The 18,580-nt window shown below is 61.9% G+C and carries 14 protein-coding genes and 1 pseudogene; 9 read left to right on the top strand and 6 right to left on the bottom strand.

Annotated elements, in window-relative coordinates:
* Window positions 1-186: 186 nt before the first annotated feature.
* Window positions 187-303: pseudogene (locus HP062_RS31450) on the top strand (DUF6124 family protein); the annotation flags it as partial.
* Between the two features lie 188 nt (window positions 304-491).
* A complete protein-coding gene (locus tag HP062_RS09315) occupies window positions 492-2,306 on the top strand; it encodes an ABC transporter ATP-binding protein (protein ID WP_172791314.1) in 1,815 nt (604 codons plus the stop codon).
* Here the strand turns inward: HP062_RS09315 and HP062_RS09310 are convergent.
* On the bottom strand, window positions 2,278-3,231 hold the full coding sequence (locus tag HP062_RS09310; RefSeq protein ID WP_172791313.1) for an alpha/beta hydrolase: 954 nt from the start codon (window positions 3,229-3,231) through the stop codon (window positions 2,278-2,280). The two genes, HP062_RS09315 and HP062_RS09310, sit on opposite strands and share 29 nt — an antisense overlap.
* Before the next feature lie 336 nt (window positions 3,232-3,567).
* Here HP062_RS09310 and rbsK point away from each other — a divergent pair, with 336 nt between their 5' ends.
* Genes rbsK through HP062_RS09295 form a run of 3 tightly spaced genes read left to right on the top strand, consistent with a single transcriptional unit; the run spans window position 3,568 to window position 6,925 of the window.
* The gene (gene rbsK, locus HP062_RS09305; protein WP_172791312.1) at window positions 3,568-4,494 is read left to right on the top strand and encodes a ribokinase; all 927 of its coding nucleotides are present in this window, start codon (window positions 3,568-3,570) and stop codon (window positions 4,492-4,494) included.
* Window positions 4,495-4,538: 44 nt separating this feature from the next.
* Entirely contained in the window at window positions 4,539-5,870 is a 1,332-nt protein-coding gene (fucP, locus tag HP062_RS09300; protein ID WP_172791311.1) for an L-fucose:H+ symporter permease, read from the top strand.
* On the top strand, window positions 5,867-6,925 hold the full coding sequence (locus HP062_RS09295) for an aldose 1-epimerase family protein (RefSeq protein ID WP_172791310.1): 1,059 nt from the start codon (window positions 5,867-5,869) through the stop codon (window positions 6,923-6,925). Before fucP ends, HP062_RS09295 begins: the two co-directional genes overlap by 4 nt.
* Here the strand turns inward: HP062_RS09295 and deoR are convergent.
* Window positions 6,918-7,682: a DNA-binding transcriptional repressor DeoR gene (gene deoR / locus HP062_RS09290; RefSeq protein ID WP_010455758.1), complete on the bottom strand. Its 765-nt coding sequence runs from the start codon at window positions 7,680-7,682 to the stop codon at window positions 6,918-6,920. The two genes, HP062_RS09295 and deoR, sit on opposite strands and share 8 nt — an antisense overlap.
* A 127-nt stretch (window positions 7,683-7,809) precedes the next feature.
* On the opposite strand from deoR, the gene deoC reads away from it, so the two are divergent.
* Window positions 7,810-8,493 carry a deoxyribose-phosphate aldolase gene (deoC, locus tag HP062_RS09285; RefSeq protein WP_145306299.1) on the top strand — a complete coding sequence of 228 codons (684 nt, stop codon included), beginning with the start codon at window positions 7,810-7,812 and terminating at the stop codon, window positions 8,491-8,493.
* Here the strand turns inward: deoC and HP062_RS09280 are convergent, their stop codons facing one another.
* Together HP062_RS09280 and HP062_RS09275 are read right to left on the bottom strand one after the other, a co-directional pair.
* The gene (locus HP062_RS09280; RefSeq protein WP_172791309.1) at window positions 8,494-9,492 is read right to left on the bottom strand and encodes an NAD(P)H-quinone oxidoreductase; all 999 of its coding nucleotides are present in this window, start codon (window positions 9,490-9,492) and stop codon (window positions 8,494-8,496) included.
* Window positions 9,493-9,629: 137 nt separating this feature from the next.
* Window positions 9,630-10,847: a YbfB/YjiJ family MFS transporter gene (locus HP062_RS09275; protein WP_172791308.1), complete on the bottom strand. Its 1,218-nt coding sequence runs from the start codon at window positions 10,845-10,847 to the stop codon at window positions 9,630-9,632.
* Between the two features lie 114 nt (window positions 10,848-10,961).
* Between HP062_RS09275 and HP062_RS09270 the strand changes: the two genes are divergently transcribed.
* A complete protein-coding gene (locus HP062_RS09270) occupies window positions 10,962-11,837 on the top strand; it encodes a LysR family transcriptional regulator (RefSeq protein ID WP_172791307.1) in 876 nt (291 codons plus the stop codon).
* Between the two features lie 195 nt (window positions 11,838-12,032).
* On the opposite strand, the gene HP062_RS09265 is transcribed toward HP062_RS09270, so the two are convergent.
* Complete coding sequence (locus HP062_RS09265) at window positions 12,033-12,755, bottom strand: pirin family protein (RefSeq protein ID WP_010455748.1); 723 nt, start codon at window positions 12,753-12,755, stop codon at window positions 12,033-12,035.
* 340 nt (window positions 12,756-13,095) lie between these two features.
* On the opposite strand from HP062_RS09265, the gene HP062_RS09260 reads away from it, so the two are divergent.
* Both HP062_RS09260 and HP062_RS09255 read left to right on the top strand, forming a co-directional pair.
* On the top strand, window positions 13,096-14,046 hold the full coding sequence (locus tag HP062_RS09260) for a GlxA family transcriptional regulator (RefSeq protein WP_042932737.1): 951 nt from the start codon (window positions 13,096-13,098) through the stop codon (window positions 14,044-14,046).
* Window positions 14,047-14,231: 185 nt separating this feature from the next.
* Complete coding sequence (locus HP062_RS09255) at window positions 14,232-15,716, top strand: winged helix-turn-helix domain-containing protein (RefSeq protein ID WP_172791306.1); 1,485 nt, start codon at window positions 14,232-14,234, stop codon at window positions 15,714-15,716.
* On the opposite strand, the gene HP062_RS09250 is transcribed toward HP062_RS09255, so the two are convergent.
* Entirely contained in the window at window positions 15,681-18,533 is a 2,853-nt protein-coding gene (locus tag HP062_RS09250) for a winged helix-turn-helix domain-containing protein (protein WP_172791305.1), read from the bottom strand. The two genes, HP062_RS09255 and HP062_RS09250, sit on opposite strands and share 36 nt — an antisense overlap.
* Window positions 18,534-18,580: the final 47 nt, after the last annotated feature.

Genomic DNA, 18,580 nt, shown 5'->3' with positions numbered 1-18,580 from the left:
GGTTTTATCCGAAGAAGGTCTGAGGTGTTTTTGGTTGCCTCGCCAGTTGAGAGGCCGCCTTTACAAGCGGCCTATTTATGCTATCAAGTAATCCCAAGTTATCTGTAATACCTAGCCAACTGATCCTCGCCACCCACCCGAAAAATATTCGCCAAATAATCCTGGTGATGAACGAGTAGTGATGGGTTGGTGGATCATCTGGAGGGTGAGTCGCGTTATGCGCTGTTAGGTATTTCCAACAGCATCATGATGGCGGAGATCATGGCGAACCGGGTGTTGGATAAGATTGATCTGCCCAAGTAGGTGCGGTTTGTCGGGGTGAGTGGCAACTGATGTTGGGGTGTGCAGCGGTGCCTTTTTTGGGGCCGCTGCGCGACCCAGCGGGAGCAAGCTCCCTCGCCACAGTTGTTTCTCGCCTGTGGGATTTCTGGCTGAAGTACCATGACGTCTTTGTAGTGTTCAGCGACTTCCTTTGCCGAGTTCATCAATCCATGCCTGCGGCACTTTCCCGTTTCACCTCATTACTCGACCAGGCCCGGCGCGCCTTGCTGCTGGTCTGGGGCACTTCTCGTGGGCTGTTTCTCGGCCTCGTGCTGGCGACCCTGATCGCCGGTGTCCTTCCGGCGCTGGCCGCGTGGCTGGGCCAGCGCATCGTTGACGCAGTGGTTTTCGCCATGCAATTGCACGCGCAGCAGGGCAGTGCGCCGTTGTGGCCGGTGGTGCGTTACGTGTTGTTCGAGGCGGGCGTGCTGGCGTTGTTGTCCGGGACGCAGCGGGCGTTGTCGGTTCAGCAGTCGTTGTTGCGGGTGCAGTTGGGGCAGAAGGTCAACACGATGATTCTGGAGAAGGCCCAGACGTTGTCGCTGGTGCAGTTCGAGAATTCCGAGTTTTACGACAAGTTGGTGCGGGTGCGGCGCGAGGCGTCGACCCGGCCTTTGGCGTTGGTGATGAAGTCGTTGGGGCTGGTCCAGAACCTGATCGTGTTGATCAGCTTCGGCGTGTTGCTGGTGCATTTTTCGCCTTGGGCACTGGTGTTGCTGGTGGTGGGTGCGTTGCCGGTGTTTTTCGCCGAGGCGCATTTTTCCGGGGATGCGTTCCGGCTGTTCACGCGGCGGGCGCCGGAAAGTCGGCAGCAGAACTACATCGAGACGCTGCTCTCCCACGAGGGCTACATCAAAGAGGTCAAGCTGTTCGGCTTCGCGCCGCTGCTATTGAAGCGCTATCGCGAGACGTTTGCTCGCCTGTATGCCGAAGACCGGCGGCTGACCTTGCGCCGCGATGGCTGGGGATTTGTGCTGGGGTTGCTCGGCACGGGGGCGTTTTACCTCGCCTATGCGTGGGTGGTGGTCGATACCGTCCACGGCCAGATCAGCCTCGGGCAGATGACCATGTACCTGGTGCTGTTCAAGCAGGGGCAAACGGCGGTGAGCAACAGTTTGAGCGCCATCAGCGGCCTCTACGAGGATGGACTTTACCTGTCGAGCCTCTACGAATACCTCGCCGAGCCGGTGGTGGCCGATGCCGGGCATCTCACGGTGGGCGCCGTGCCCGGCGATGGTTTGCGATTCGAGAACGTTGGTTTTCGTTATCCGGGGGCGAGCCGCGCGGCCCTTGAAGGCATCGACTTGCACCTGGTGCCGGGGCGCAGCCTGGCGCTGGTGGGGGAGAACGGTTCGGGCAAGACCACGCTGATCAAGTTGCTGACCCGTCTGTATCGCCCCAATCACGGGCGCATTCTGCTCGACGGCAGCGATTTGCAGGCCTGGGAAGAAGACGCGCTACGCCGGCGCATCGGCGTGATTTTTCAGGATTACATCCGCTATCAGTTTTCCGTCGGCGAGAACATCGGCGTTGGCGATACGTTGGCGTTCAACGATGAGCAACGCTGGAAGGAAGCGGCCACCGAAGGCATGGCCGCGCCGTTCATCGAGGGGCTGGATCGAGGCTACGCCACTCAACTGGGCCGCTGGTTTGCCGGTGGCCAGGAGTTGTCCGGGGGGCAGTGGCAGAAGATTGCCTTGTCCCGCGCTTACATGCGCCGTAACGCCGACATCCTGATTCTGGACGAGCCGACCTCGGCACTCGACCCGGCAGCGGAAGCGGCGGTGTTCGAGCATTTCAGCCAGCACACCGAAGGCCGCATGACGCTGCTGATCTCGCACCGATTTTCCAGCGTGCGCAACGCCGACCACATCATCGTGCTGGATCAGGGGGCGATCCTTGAGCGTGGCGATCACGGCAGTCTGGTGGAGGCGGGCGGGCGTTATGCGCAGTTGTTCAACCTGCAAGCCCAGGGTTACCGCTAGGCCCGGCGATCTGCGGTGGTTTTGCTTTCATCAGACCTTCGAGTGCCTGGCGGTATTGGCTGCCACCCCGGCTCATGCTGTTGTTGTGCGTGCCGCCGGGGATCAACAGCAGACGCTTGGGTTCGCTGGCGGCGTTGAACAGCTGCTGGCTGAACCGCGAGGGCATGAACGGGTCGGCCAGGCCATGCACCACCAGGAGCGGCATGTCGATGTCGACGATCTTGTCGATGGAATCGAATTTCTGCGACAGCAGCCAGCGCACCGGCAACCATTTCACCGGCAGGTTGCTGTCGGCCACTTGCGCCACGGCATCGCCTAGCGAGGTGAACGTGGACTCGATCACCAGACCGCGCACCGGTATCGGGTTGCGTTTTTTTTTCGCCTGCGCCGCCAGGTCTGCCGCGAGGTCGATGGCCACCGCGCCGCCCAGTGAATGGCCATAGATCAGGCGCTTGTTGGCGTCCGGTTGCATCGTCTTGAAGCGCTCCCAGGCGACGCGGGCGTCCTCGTAGACACTGGCTTCCGACGGCAGGTCCCCCTTGCTCTGGCCGAAGCCGCGGTAGTCGATGGCCAGAACCGAATAACCCATCGCCCGCAACTGCTCGATGCGGAACGCCTGGCCCGTCAGGTTCCAGCGCACGCCATGCAAATACAGGATCGACGGTGCATCGCGACGCGCGGCCGGCCACCACCAGGCATGCAGGTTTTGCCCGGCCTTGAAGCTGGCAGGCTTGATATCGAATTCCTGGACGTCTGTTGGCAAACCGCGATACCAGCCGGCGGTGCCCGGCTCGATGCGGAACAACAGCTCACGCTCTTTGTATTTAAGTGCGCCGCACCCGACGGGCAAGCCGACGACCAGCGTGGCCATGCACAGCCAGTGCAGCCAGCGGCGGCTTATGCGGCTCATCAGGTTTGAAAACATGCAGGCGGCCTGAGGGTGAAAAGGAAAGTTCGGGTTTTAACAGATGCGTGGGGGAGGTGGGGATAAATTCGACAGTCGTATGAAGGGCACGGATCAGTCGGTGATGCTTAGGGCCCCATCGCGAGCAGGCTCACTCCTGCAGGGGAGCGCATTCCAATGTGGGAGCGAGCCTGCTCGCGATGGCGTCCCTTCTGCCCACGCATCTCGCAAAGCCATTCGTCTTTGCCTCAAACCCCACTCAACAAAAAGATTGAATAATCACACAAAATGTTATTTAAATAACAAAACAACAACGTCCAGCGTCAGTCTGGCAAGCCGGATCAAGGTGGGATAGCAATGAGCAAGATCGCAGTCATCGGCAGCAATATGGTGGATCTGATCACCTACATCGACCGCATGCCGGCCCAGGGTGAGACGCTCGAAGCGCCGGGGTTTGCCCTCGGGTGCGGCGGCAAGGGCGCCAATCAGGCGGTTGCCGCGGCGAAGCTCGGGGCGGATGTGCTGATGCTCACCAAGGTCGGCGATGACATGTTTGCCGATAACACCCTGGCCAATTTCCAGCGTTTTGGCATCGACACCCGTTACGTGCAGCGCGTGCCCGGCGTGTCCAGCGGTGTGGCGCCGATCTTCGTCCAGGCCGACTCGCACAACAGCATCCTCATCGTCAAAGGCGCCAACGCGCATCTGGTCCCGGCGGATATCGACGGGGCGGCCCAGGCGTTGCGCGAGTGCTCGCTGATCGTTCTGCAGCTCGAAATCAATGTCGACACCGTTTACCACGCCATCGAATTCGGCCGCGCGCACAACATTCCAGTCTTGCTCAACCCGGCGCCAGCCTTGTCCGGCCTGAGCCGTGAGCATTTGGCGCACCTGGATTTCCTGGTGCCCAACGAATCCGAGCTGGCGCTGATCACCGGCCAGGTCGTGGACTCCCCGGCGTCGGCCCATAAAGCCGCCCAGACCTTGGTCGCCGACGGCATTCGCCACGTCATCGTGACCCTCGGCCAGCAAGGCGCGCTGTACGTCGGCGAGGAAGGCGAGTTCCAGATTCCCGGCCTGTCGGTTGCCGCGCGCGACACCACCGGCGCAGGGGATGCCTTCATCGGTTGCTTCATTCATCACTGGAGCCGCGACCGCGACATCCGCGCCGCCATGACCCAGGCCGTGGCGTATTCCGCCTGCTCGGTCACCGGCCTGGGCACCCAGACCTCCTACCCGGACGCCACTGCATTCGCTGAATTCCAGCGCCAGCTCGGCGCTTGAAATCGAGCTGATTCACCCCTCAACACTCACCACGGAGAACAACAATGACAAAGCCTCCGCTCCAACAGACGGCCGATGGTTTCTACCTGAACCGCACGCCCTGGTTCGCCTTCATTTTGCTGTGCAGCATCTTCGCGCTGTGGGCGGCCGCCGCGAGCATGAACGACGTGCTCATCGCGCATTTCAAGAAGGCCTTTCTGCTCAGCGATTTCCAGACCGCGTTCGTGCAATCGGCGTTTTACCTGGGCTATTTCTTCGTGGCGATCCCGGCCGCGCTGGTGGTCCGCCGTTTCAGTTACAAGACCACCATCCTCATTGGCCTGATGCTCTACATGTTCGGTTGCCTGCTGTTCTTCCCGGCGGCGTCGACCGCCAAGTACGGCATGTTCCTGCTGGCGCTGTTTGTGATCGCGGCGGGGCTGTCGTTTCTCGAAACGGCATGCAACACCTATTCGACGCTGATGGGCCCGCGTGAAACCGGCACCCGTCGCCTGAATATTTCCCAGACCTTCCATCCGTTCGGCGCGATGGCCGGGGTCTACGTCGGCAGCTTCGTGATGTTCAAGGACACCGACGCCACCCGCGAGCAGCTCACGCAAATGAGCGCTTCGGACGCGGCGGTCCAGCAACTGCAAATGATCCAGTCCACCTTGCTGCCGTACAAATGGATGATCGCGGTGCTGGTGCTGATGTTCATCCTGATCGCCATCACCCGGTTTCCGAAGTGCAAGGGCAATCAGGTGACCAGCAAGAAATCCGCCAGTCTCGGCCAGAGCCTGTCGCGACTGTGGCGCAACAAGCGCTTCACCTTTGGCGTGCTGGCGCAGTTTCTGTATGTCGGCGCCCAGGTCGGTGTCTGGAGTTTCACCATTCGCCTGGCGATGCAGTTGGGCGGCATGAACGAACGCAGCGCGTCGTGGTTTTTGCTGACCACCTTCGCCGCCTATTTTGTCGGCAAACTGATCGCCAACGTGCTGATGCGCAAACTGCACCCGGCCAAGGTGTTGGCGGCGTACGGCGTGCTGTGCATCGTGTTGCTGGCTTATACGATTCTGGTGCCGAACATCACGGCGGTGTACGCCGCCGTTGGCGTCAGCGTATTCCTCGGTCCCTGCTGGCCGACCATCTACGGCTTGACCATTGACGGCCTGGGCGAAGACACCGGCGTCGGCGGTTCGCTGCTGGTGATGAGCATTGTCGGTGGCGGGGTGATCCCGATCTTCCAGGGCCTGCTGTCCGATTACAGCGGCGGCAACATGCAACTGGCGTACAGCGTGCCGTTGTTGTGCTTCATCGTGATCGTGATGTACGCGGTGCGTTGCCTGCGTCATTCCGACAGCGAACGGGCGCCGGTGGGTGCGGTGGTGACTTCATGAACACGTGGATCAATCTGCAACCGTCGCAGTTCGGCGAGGCGCGCAAAACTTTGCTGGAGTCGGAGGCGTTCTCGGCCAGCGCCTGGGTCTACCCCAGTGGCGTGCTGGCGCTGGAGTTGGCCAACAGACGCGGCCGTCTGGTGGTGTTGCCGTATCTGGGGCAGATGATCTGGTCCGCCGTGTTCGACGGTTGCGACCTGACCATGAGCAACCTGTTCAGCCAGCCCCGACCGAGCCCGACGGTGATCGGCACTTACGGCTGTTTCATGTTTCACAGTGGCCTGTTGCGCAACGGTTGCCCGAGCCCCGAGGACGATCATCCGTTGCACGGCGAAATGCCTTGCGCTGCGATGGATCGTGCCTGGCTGGAGGTCGGTGAAGACAGCGCTGGCGGTTTCCTGCGACTCAGCGGCGAGTACGAATATGCGCAAGGGTTTGGAGACCGATACCTGGCCACGCCCAGCGTGACCTTGCGCGCTGATTCCGGGCTGTTCGACATCGCCATGCAGGTGACCAATCTGGCGGGCAAGCCGATGGACCTGATGTACATGGCGCACATGAATTACGCCTATGTCGACGGCGCCCGCTTCATCGAGCCCTTGGGGGTCGAGCGCGTGCGCTTGCGCAGCAGCGTGCCGGCCCACGTCAAACCGACGCCGGCCTGGACTGAATACATGCAGGTGCTGGCCAAAGACCCGGAGCAGTTCACCTGCCTGGATCAGCCGAGGCTCTACGACCCTGAGATCGTGTTTTTCTTCGACGGCGTGCGGGCGGACGACAGCGGTCATGCGCATTTTCTGCTGAGCCATCCCGACGGTGCGGCGTTCTACACCCGCTACCGTCCAGACCAATTCGACCACGCCGCGCGCTGGATCCTGCACAACCCCGATCAGCAAGTGGCAGCGTTTGTGCTGCCGTCCACTTGCGAGCCGGAAGGCTATCGCGCCGAGTCCGCCAAGGGCCATGTGCGTTCGCTGGCGGCAGGGGCGACGGCGGATTTTTGCGTCACCACCGGTTACCTGAGTGCAGCGGAACAACAGGCCTTGATCAGATGATCAACTGCGCGCCGCTGGCGGTGATGGCGTCGCGGTAGGCCTTGGGGATTTTCTTGTCGCTGACCACGAACTGGAAATCCCCGAGGTTGGCGAAATGCGCGGTACGCACCGTGTCGAACTTGCTGTGGTCAGCCAGCAGCAGCCGCTGTTGCGCCTGGCGCAGGACCTTCTGCTTGACCTCCACTTCATTGAAATTGAAGCAGGTCACGCCGAAGTCCTGGCTGATGCCGGCGGCCGACACGAAGGCCCAGGTCAGGCGCACGCTGTCGAGGATGCCGGTTTCGCGGGTGTTCTCGAACACCTGGTTCTTGCGATGGAACGTGCCGCCGCACACCACGATGTGGCAGTTGGGCTTTTGCGACAGTTTGGTCAGCACGTTCAGGGAGTTGCACACCGCGGTGAACTCGAGCTCGTCGGGAATGAAATCGATCACGAAAGGCGTGGTGGTGCCGCAGTCGAAGAACACCGTGTCGCCCGGCTGGATAAACCCGGCGGCGAGTTTGCCGATGCGGCGTTTTTCTTCGACGTGGCGGGTGTCCTGTTCGGCCACGCGGTAATCGCCGGGTTCGTTGCCATCGTGGATTCTGGTGATGTAGCCACCGAGCAGGCGCAGGTGGTCGGTGTACTTGCTGAGGTCGCGGCGCAGGGTCATCTCGGACACGTCCAGCAATGCCGCCATCTCGCGCAGATGAATGGCGCTCTGGTCTTGCAGGGCTTGTTGAATCAGCTTGAGACGCTCGGCTTTTTTACTGTCCACAGGCATTCCGGGGTTGATTGTTGATGTTATTTAAGTAACATTATTTGTGAGTTTTGTAACGTTTTTGCGCGAATCACCCTCGATTGTGGCGCAGGGGCATTTGAATATACAAACAGGAGTTTTTGCGATGGCACACCTCGAACCCCAAGCGCTGGCGCAGTACATCGATCATACCTTGCTGGCGCCTGATGCTTCCCGCGAGCAAATCGCTGCGTTGTGCCGCGAAGCTGCCGAACACGGCTTCTATTCGGTGTGCGTGAATTCGGGTCAAGTCCCTCATGCGGCTCAGTGCCTTGAAGGGCAGCGCGTGAATATCTGCGCGGTGGTCGGCTTCCCGCTGGGCGCCGGCCTGAGCGACACCAAGGCCTTCGAAGCCGAGCGGGCGATTGCCGCCGGGGCCGGGGAAGTCGACATGGTGTTGAACATAGGCTGGTTAAAGGACGGCTTGTTTGATCAGGTGCGCGACGACATCGCCCAGGTGTTGCAGGCGTGCGGCAAGGTGCCGCTGAAAGTCATCCTGGAAAACTGCCTGCTCACCGATGCCGAAAAGGTGAAGGCTTGCGAGATTTGTCGTGAACTGAAGGTCGCGTTCGTCAAGACTTCGACCGGTTTCAGCCGCAGCGGCGCCACCGTGGAAGACGTTGCGCTGATGCGTCGCACCGTCGGCCCCGACATCGGCGTCAAGGCCTCTGGTGGCGTGCGCGATTACCCGACCGCCCTGGCGATGATCGAAGCCGGCGCTACGCGACTGGGCACCAGCTCGGGCATCGCGATCATCGGCGGCGCATTGGCGGCTGGCGAGGGTTACTGATCAGTCCACCTGCAACACAATCTTGCCAATGTGATCGCCGGCTTCCATCCGTGCATGGGCCTGCGCGGCCTCGGTGTACGGGTAAACCTTGTCGATCATCGGCAGGCAACGCCCGGCAGCCAGTACCGGCCACACGTACTCGCGCAGCTGTTCGGCGATCGAGGCTTTTTCTTCACGGGTGCGCGAGCGCATCAGCGAGCCGGTGATCGTCGCGCGCTTGCCCATGATCGCCATCAGGTCGACGTCGTTGGCGCGGGCACCGCCGAGGAAGCCGAGCATCACCAGGCGACCCTCCATGCCCAGTGCCGCGATGTTCTGATTCAGGTACGAACCGCCCATGATGTCGAGGATCACGTTGACGCCTTTGCCAGCGGTTTTTTCCGCGATGACCTGGACGAAATCCTGGTCGCGGTAGTTGATCGCTTCGGCACCCAGCTTGCGGATCGCCGCGCACTTCTCCTCACTGCCCGCCGTGGCGAAGGCCTTGACGCCGAATTCGCGGCAGAGCATCAGCGCCGTGGTGCCGATGCCGCTGGTGCCGCCGTGAATCAACGCGCGCTGGCCTTTGCTGGCGCCGCCCATGTCGAACAGGTTGGCCCACACCGTGAAGAAGGTTTCCGGGACGGCCGCTGCGTGCACCCAATCCATGCCATCAGGAATGGGCAGCGTCTGGCTGGCCGGTGCAACGCAATATTGCGCATAGCCACCGCCATTGGTCAGCGCACAGACGTTGTCGCCGACGATGAATTCGCTGACGCCGGTGCCTACGGCCACCACTTCACCGGCCACTTCCAGCCCGGGAATCGGGCTCATGCCGGGTTTCATCGGGTACTTGCCGGCGCGTTGAATCACATCGGGACGGTTGACCCCGGCGGCGTGCACACGGATCAGCACTTCGCCTGCGCCGACCGTGGGCACCGGTTCCTGGCGCGGCTTCAACACCTCGGGGCCGCCGGGCTCGGTGATTTCAATCAGGGTCATGGTTTGCGGCAAAGTCATGTTGGAGTCCTGTCGAGAAAGTCGTCTGTAAATGGGATCGCATCAGTGAACCAATAATTCAGTCCAAACCACCGACCCCCTGTAGGAGCGAGCCTGCTCGCGAAGCGGTGTGTCAGTCACATTGCTGCAGGATCTGCCTACGTCTTCGCGAGCAGGCTCACTCCTACAGTGGGGCTGTTCAGCAAACGCATGGCCTGTTCCAGCAACAGTGCAACCACAATCGCGCCCGCCGCAATCACAAACAACAACCCATGCTGACCACCGCTGGCATTGAACAGCGCCGAATACGCAAACCCGGCAATCGCCTGGAAGGTGGCGAATGAAACCGTCGCACGGCTCCAGGCAATCTGCTGCTGGTGATGGTTCGGCAGCAGTTCATGCACCCGCGCCAGCGCCAGTGGAACGATGCCCGGCGGGAACGAACCGAGGATCACGGCCAGCACGGCCAGCGCCGTAAACGAACTGGAAATCGACAGCAGGCCAACGGCAATCGCCTGCACCACCAGCACCAGGCGGATGCTCAGCTTTGCGCCCAGTTGATCGGCCAGAAAACCGTAACTCACCGGCCCGATGATCGCGCCCAGTCCGTACATCACCCAGATCAGCGCTCCGATGTGCGGGCCGGCGCCGAGGCCGCGGGCCACGTAATCCACCAAAAACACCATGGCCGGCACCAGCCCGGCCGCCATGAAGGCGTATTGAGCGAACAGCAGGTACACCCCCGGGTCGGTTGGTGTGGTGGTTTTCTCGATCGACACCGCAGCGGCTTGATGATGCGCCTCTTTCGGCCAACCGAACCAACTCGTGGCTGTCAGAAGCAGTGACAGCAGCCCCAGGCCAAACCAGGTTTGCTGCAAGCCAAGGCTCAGCAGCGGCGGCACAATCGTCCCCGAGCCGGCGATGCCCAGGCCGATGCCGAGGAAAATCGCACCGCTGGCCAGACCTCGGCGGGACGCCGGCACGTGGGGCAATACCGTCGCGGCCACCAACACCATGATTGCGCCACCGGCAACCCCCGACAGCAATCGCCAGCCGAAGAACCAGCTCACCGACAATGGAAAACCGCAGGCGAAAAACGACAAGGTCACGGCCAGCATCATCAGGCGTAACGCGGTTTTGTTCGACGTGCGGTTGGCCACTGGCCGGCCGATCAGCGCACCGATCAGGTAACCCACGAGGTTGGCGGCGCCGAGGTACACCACGTCGCTGGCGGAAAACCAGTGCGCCTGGATCAATGAGGGAATCAGCGGCGTGTAGGCAAACCGCGCCAGGCCGATGCTCACCAGGCTGGCGCTGAGGCCGGCGAAGATCGGCAGCCAGATCGCGCTGCGCGGGGTAGTCGATGTGCTGTGCATGGGAAGGTCCTGAGAAGGTTTTACGCTGGCCTTCAGACTATCCCGATCGGTTGATGTAATAACGCAGCGAGTTTGCGCTATGGTGATGCAAATCTGCATCAGTGGGGGAGCCGTATGAATTGGGATGACGCACGGGTGTTTCTGGCGGTGTGCCGAGAATCGACGCTGCGGGGCGCGGCGCGGGTGCTGGGGGTCGATCAGGCCACGGTCGGTCGACGGATCGCGGCGCTGGAGAAGTCGTTGAGTGCGACGCTGTTTCTGCGCACCTCTGAAGGCTATGCGCTGACAGCGGTGGGGGAGGCGGCGCTGACGGCCGTGGAAAAAATGGAGCATTCGGCACTGGAACTGGAGCGTCGGATTCAGGGGCTCGACGATCGACTGACCGGGCTGGTACGGGTCAGCACCACCGATTCCATGGCCATCGATTTTCTGATCCCGGCCATTGCCCACTTACATGAACGGCACCCCGACGTGCGCGTGCAACTGGACGCCTCCACGCAGATTCTCAGCCTGGCCAAACGTGAAGCCGACATCGCCGTGCGCAACACCCGGCCGGACAACCCGGACCTGATCGCCCGTCGCATCGCACGCTGGCCGGTGGGTTTGTTCGCTTCTCAGCATTACGTAGATGCCCATGGCGTGCCAACGCCGGGCTCGGCGTTCGAAGGGCACGACCTGGTGGTGTATCAGCCGTACCTGCAAGGCAATAAAGACATGACCCTGGTCTCGGAACCGCTGGGGCGCGGGCGGATTGTGGCGAGTCTGAGTTCCAGTCTGCTGGTGCGCCGATCCATCGCGGCGGGGCTCGGGGTCGGGGAAATTCCGGTGTACATGGGGGAGAGGGACGGGCTGGTCAGGTTATGGCCGGAGCGCACGCGACCGGTGCCCTATGACGTCTGGCTGGTGACCCACGCGGACTTGCGGCACACGGCCAGGGTCCGGGCGGTCATCGATGAAATTGTCGCGGTGTTTTCCGGTACCGGCGAGTGAGTCGTCGCTAATCGAAGGACTCACACAACCCTTGTGGCGAGGGAGCTTGCTCCCGCTGGGCTGCGGAGCGGCCCCCTATCTATCTAAAGAGAAGGGGACTGCTTCGCAGTCCAACGGGAGCAAGCTCCCTCGCCACAGATGATGTGATTGGCTGGTAAAAGCCTGGGGACACAGAAGCCCCCAGGTCAGTCACGGTCATGGCATTTCCGGCAGTTCTTGCGGGCGCAGGTCAAACACCAGCACTTCGGCATCCACACCGTTGCTCAACGCCAGCACCTGCTCATCACGAACCCGCACGCCATCACCTTCTTGCAGCTGCACGCCATTGAGTTCGACGCTGCCACGGGCCACGTGCACATAGGCGTAGCGGTTGGCGGCCAGTTCCAGTGTGGCGCTTTCCTTGCCGTCGATCAGCGCGGCATACACCCGTGCGTCCTGACGCACCTTCAGCGAACCCTTGGCCCCGTCGGGGGAGATGATCAGTTGCAGGCGCCCACGTTTTTTCTGGGTGCTGAAGTGCTCTTGCTGATAACGCGGTTTGGCGCCGCTGACGTCCGGCACGATCCAGATTTGCAGAAAGTGCACCGGCCGCGTGGCCGAGTGGTTGTACTCGCTGTGGGCCACGCCGCTGCCGGCGCTCATCAATTGCACGTCGCCAGGACGGATCACCGAACCGGTGCCCAGGGTGTCCTTGTGTTCCAAAGCACCTTCGAGCACGTAGGAGAAAATCTCCATGTCGCGGTGCGGGTGCTGGCCGAAGCCTTTACCGGCCGCCACACGGTCATCGTTGATCACCAACAGGTCAGAAAAACCCTGCTCTTTCGGGTTGCGGTAATTGGCGAAGGAAAAGGTGTGGAACGACTTCAACCAACCATGATTGGCGGCGCCGCGATCCGAGGCTTTGCGAAGGGTCAGCATGATGAAATCTCCTGTGGGGACGTTGATTCGTCCGAGTGAGGAGAAGGTTAATGGTTACTGGCTGGTGCAATAAGTAGATGGAAATTGAAATACTGTCGCTTTGTGGTTGACAGTAATGAACGGGCATTCAGGCATTTTCCTCCGACGCTGGCGCCGGACATTAGCCATAATGCACAGCAATGCCCGGCAAGAACCCTGTAGGAGCGAGGCTTGCCCGCGAAAGCGTCATTACATTCAATATTTATGCTGACTGACACGGCGCTTTCGCGGGCAAGCCTCGCTCCTACAGGGACAGGTGTTTGGCAGATAATCTTCTTTTGACTTCAGTGACTGTGAACCCATGAAAACCGTGGCTATGGTGTTGTTTCCGGACTTTCTGCTGCTCGACATGGCCGGGCCCATGGAAGTGTTTTCCATCGCCAATCGATACTTGGCAGCAGATGACCGTTATGAACTGGCGACCATCGGCACCGAGCATGGCGCGTTGCGGGCCTCCAACGGCGTCAGCGTTCAGGCCGATCTGCACATCGATCAGGCCGATCAAGCCTATGACCTGCTGCTGGTGCCGGGCGGCCCGGGCGCGTACAACGAAAAACATCCGCCGTTGCTGTGTTGGCTCAAAGCCGCTGTCGATCGCGCCGGGCGCTACGGCTCGATCTGCACCGGCGCGTTCGTGTTGGGGCATGCCGGTTTGCTGGACGGTTATCGCGTCACCACCCACTGGCATTACACCGAACGGCTGATCAAAGGGTTCCCCAAGGCGACGGTGGAGACCGATCAGATTTACGTGCAGGACCGCAACCTCATCACCTCCGGCGGCGTCACTGCCGGTATTGACCTGGCACTGGCGGTGGTCGCTAAAGACCACGGCAAGAAAGTCGCCCAGGACGTGGCCAAGGTGTTGCTGGTGGTGATGAAACGCCAGGGCGGGCAAGCGCAATTCAGTCCGTTGATGGCCACTGTCGCGCCGCAGGAAACGCCGATCACCCGCGTGCAGAATCACGTGCTCGAACACCTCGACGAAGCCTTCAGCATCGAACGCATGGCCGGCCTGGCGAACATGAGCACGCGGCACTTCGCCCGGATGTTTGCCCGGGACGTGAACATGACGCCCATGGAGTTTCTGCAAAGCGCGCGCATCGATTGCGCCAGGAATCTGCTGGAAACCAGCGATCTGCCACTCAAGACCGTGGCCTTCAAAAGTGGCTTTGGCAGCGTGCGCCATATGCGCTTCCTGTTCGCTGAAAAGCTCGGTCTGACCCCGACGCAATACCGCGAACAGTTCAGCTAGAGCGTTCTTGGCCGTTGTGCGCACCGCAATGGCCGTGACGCTCCCCCCATGGCAGTTGTACCGTCACCGAGGCCTGCCAAGATAGCCGTGAACTCTTTGCAATGGAGGTGCGGGAGCCTGGAAGGTGGGTGCGATCGATATTTCTGCACTGTGAGCCGGGCCAGGTTTTCAGCACGCAAACGTGCATGAACAGCTTCAGAGATTTAAACAGCGATACGGTGCTGCGGTTCGGCCCCTACGCCTTTCACCAGCGGCAACGGCTGATCCTGGACGGTGATCGGCCGCTGCGCATGGGCGGTCGCGCCCTGGATATCCTCCAGGTGCTGGTTGAGCGCGCCGGCCATGTGGTCAGCAAGGACGAGTTGATTGCCCACGTCTGGCCGACGTCCGTGGTCGAAGAAATCAACCTGCGCGTGCATATTGCGGCGCTGCGCCGGGCGCTTGGCGACGGGCAGAACGGTGAGCGCTACATCGTCAACGTTCCCCTGCGCGGTTATAGCTTTGTCGCCCCGGTGGAGTCGGTGCCGGCGACCGCCGTGGTCTCGATCGAGACCGCGCAAAAACATCAACACAACCTGCCAGCGCGGCTCACGCCAGTGACCGGTCGGGACTCGATGGTCGGCAGCCTGGTCCGGCAATTACCGGTTCGGCGGCTCATGACCCTGGTCGGCCCCGCTGGCATCGGCAAAACCACCGTGGCGCTCCGCGTGGCCGAACTGCTGTTGCAGCACTATAAAGATGGCGTTTGGCTGGTGGATTTCGCGGTGCTCGATGATCCCGCACGCGTGGTGGATCACCTGACACAAACCCTGGAACTGGAGGTCGGCACGTCCCTGGAGGTGTTGGCGAATCGGCATATGTTGCTGGTGCTCGACAACTGCGAACACCTGTTGGAACGCTGCCGGGCATTGGTCGACGATTTGCTGGCGTCGGCGCCTCGGCTGTCGATTCTCGTCACCAGTCGTGAACCGCTGATGGCAGCGGGGGAAACAGTCCAGCGCTTGCCGTCGTTGGCGGTGCCGCCCGCGTCGGCGTTGCACAGCGTGGCCGAGTCCATGGGCTACTCGGCGGTGCAGCTGTTCGTCAGTCGCGCCCGAGCCCGTCAACAAGGGTTTGCCTTGCGCGAACAGGACCTCAAGGCAGTGCGTGAAATCTGTCGACGACTTGACGGTTTGCCGCTGGCCATTGAACTGGCAGCGGCGCAGATCGATGCGCTGGCATTGGTCGGCTTGCAGGCTCAGCTGGATAACTGTTTTCAACTGCTGACTCAGGGGCGACGCACGGCCGTGCCCCGGCATCAAACCCTCAAGGCTGCGCTGGACTGGAGCTATGAACGGCTGAACCAGGGGGAGCAAACCGTGTTGCAGCGCCTCTCGGTGTTCAAGATGTCCTTCACCCTCGAAGCGGCGATCGGGGTGAGCAGTTGCGAGCTGCTCAAACCCGATCAACTGGCGACGCTGGTGCAGAGGTTGGTCGCCAAGTCGCTGCTGTCGATGGATCAGGTCAACGGCACCACACGGTACCGCTTGCTCAATACCACGCGCACCTATGCCCTGGAGAAACTCGAACACAGCGGCCACCTGCGTACGCTCGAACAGCGCTACTCGCATTACATCAGCCGGGCACGCTGGGTCTCAGGCGTTCAGGTGCCCATGCAGCTCGTCGAGTAGCCGACGGACTTTGCTCAGGTCCGGGGTGGCAAAGCCTTCGGTGAACCGGTTGTAGATCGGCGTCAGCAGTTCATGAGCCTGCTGATGCCGACCCTGACGCTGCCACAATTGCGCCAGCGAGGTGGCGCTGCGCAGCTCCCAGGCCAGGGCGCCCTGATGCCTGGCGACATTCAACGCTCGCAGCAATACCTCCTCCGCCATCTCGCTTTTGTGGGAGCGAGCTTGCTCGCGAACGCGCTCACTCGGGTCATCCACTGCCTGCGCATTTTCTTCAGTCAGCAACGCATCAGCCCTGGCCCGCAGTATCTCCGCCGTGCTCCAGCCCGCTGCCCCGGTATCGGCCCGTTGCCACAAGGCGTCATCGACGAACGTGGCGTCCAGCGTGACCATGATTTCCTTGATCAGCCCGGCACCCGGCGGTGGCGCCGACGGTGCTCCAGCCTGGTCGATCACTTGCGCGTAGTGTTGCGCCCACGTGTGAAACAGCAGCACCGAATGTTTCTGCGCCTGTTCCAGTAGCAGCCGTAACAGTTTGCGTGCGGTTGTACTGTCGCCGTTGTAGTGGGCGATCAGGCAGCCGGCCAGCGCCAGGGTGTAGCAAATGGAGGTGCCGTGGTTGATCTGAAGCGCGATGTCCAGCGCCTGGCGGGCGGTGCGCCACGCCTGCTCCGGCTGGCCTTGCAACCAGAGGATGCGCGCCAGAATCGTCAGGGCGGCCACGCTCTGATCGTATTGCACGCCAAAGCCGTGGGTGAAGCGGTTGAGGTGCCCGCTCTGGGCCATGCGCTGGATGACCTGTTCGGCATTCACCCGAGCCAGTTGCTGATTGCCGGCAAAGTGCAGGGCCAGGACGCGCAAGCGGTGCGTGCTCAGCGACAGCACGGGGTCACCCTGGGCGCCCAGGCGGTCGAACAGCTGGCTCTGCTCCAGCGCCATTTGGTAGTGGCCGCAACTGAGATTGACCGCCATGTGCCCGGACACCGCCCGCAGTTGACCGGCCACGTCGTTGTTGTGCCTGGCCAGGGTTCTGGCGCTGACGAACGCGGCAATGGTTTCGGCCGTGCCGCCCTGGGTGTGGTAGCAGGAACTGCCGAGGGCGAGCTTGAGGGCCATTTGCAGGTGAGGACAGGGCTCGGGCGCCGCCTCCAGCAAGGCCAGCGCCTTGCGCACGTAAACGCCATGTTCTTTGAGCAGCGACAACTCCTGCCACAGCGGCGTCGACGTCGCGGTCAGCCGGATCGCCAGCGCCTGCGAACCTTGGGCGTTAAAGCCCCAGTCGAGGGCCGAACGAATGTCATCCAGACTGCGGGCGTAACGCTCGATCCACAGGCCCGTGGAAATCAGCTCCCAGTCAGTTTGAGCCTGATGCATCAAGGCCAGGCAGCGTTCGGCGTGGCGCTTTCGGGTGTCCGGCAGGTCCACAGTCTGGTCGAGTTTTTCCAGTGCGTAGCTGCGGGTGGTGTCGAGCAAGCGGTAGAACACTTCTTCGTCGCCCACTTCCACGTTCAGCAACGACTTGGCCACCAGTTGCGTGATCGAGCCAAACACCTCGCCGGGCTCGATGTGTTCGCCGACGATCACCGCCGCGGCCGACTCCAGCGTAAAACCGCCCCTGAACACCCCCAGTCGGCGCAGGCAGGTTTGCTCGCAGGCGTTGAGCAGTTCGAAACTCCAGTCGAGCGTGGCGCGCAGGGTCTGGTGCCGGCCCAGCGTCGACGGACAGCCTTGGGTGAGCAGGCGAAAACTGCCTTGCAACTGCGTCAGCAACCCGCTCAGACCAAAGTGACTGACTTGCGCCGCCGCCAGTTCGATGGCCAGCGGAATGCCGTCCAGGCGGTGGCAGATGTCAATCAATAACGGCAGGTCGTCATCGCTCAGCTCGAAACTGTCCTGGCTGGCCATGGCCCGCTCGACGAACAGTTGCAATGCGGAAAAGGTCAGCGCCTGGGCGCGGTCCAGCACCGCGATGGGGGGTGGGCAATCAAGCGATTCGAGACGCTGGACGAACTCACCTTCGGCCCGCAGGCTCTCGCGGCTGGTGGCCAGGATGTGCACGTGCGGCGCGGCGCGCAGGATGCTTTCGCAGAGCAGCGCGACCGCGTCGAGCAGGTGCTCGCAGTTGTCGATCACCAGCAGCATCCGCCGCTCGCGCAGGAACGTGGCCAGTCCGTTTGTAGATTCGGCATCGTGCAGGGACAAATCCAGCAGCGTCGCCAACTGGGCGCTGATCATGCTCGGATCGCTGAGCGGCGCCAGGTCCAGCAGGCGAATACCGTCCCGGTAGCGGCCGATCAACAGTTCGGCGACGCGCAGCGCCACGGTGGTCTTGCCGATGCCTCCGGGGCCGACGAGGGTGATGAAGCGCTGGCGTGACAGCTGAGTGACCAGGTTTTCGACCAGTGATTGACGACCGATCATGCGCGTCCGGCGGATCGGCAGGTTATGGGCGCTCGGCTGGAGGCTTTCGCTCGCGGGGTGCTGCTCGATGGACTCGAGGGAGAAGGGCGCGACAAAACTGTAGCCGCGCTGGGCGACAGTGACGATATAGCGCTGGCCGGCCTGGCCGTCGCCGAGGGCTTTGCGCAGCGCCGCCATGTGCACGCGCAGGTTGATGTCTTCGACGACGCTTTTGGGCCATACCCCGGCGATCAGTTGCTGTTTGCTGACCACGTTTGGGGCGTGCTCCAGCAGGATCAGCAGAATATCCATGGCGCGCCGGCCCAGGCGCAGGGGCTGGTCGGCCTCCAGCACCAGGCGTTGTCCGGGATAGATCCGGTAGGGGCCGAAATGGATGGCCTGTTCTGGGGAAAGGGTCAACGTGTCGCTCCTGCTTGCAGCCGTCTGGTACGCGGTTTCCGAGCATA

Origin of the sequence: Pseudomonas sp. B14-6, from assembly GCF_013260315.1 — a bacterium.
Classification (GTDB): Bacteria; Pseudomonadota; Gammaproteobacteria; order Pseudomonadales; family Pseudomonadaceae; genus Aquipseudomonas; species Aquipseudomonas mandelii.
The sequence above is the reverse complement of the archived record's forward strand: the minus strand, read 5'-3'. Positions and strand labels throughout refer to the sequence as shown.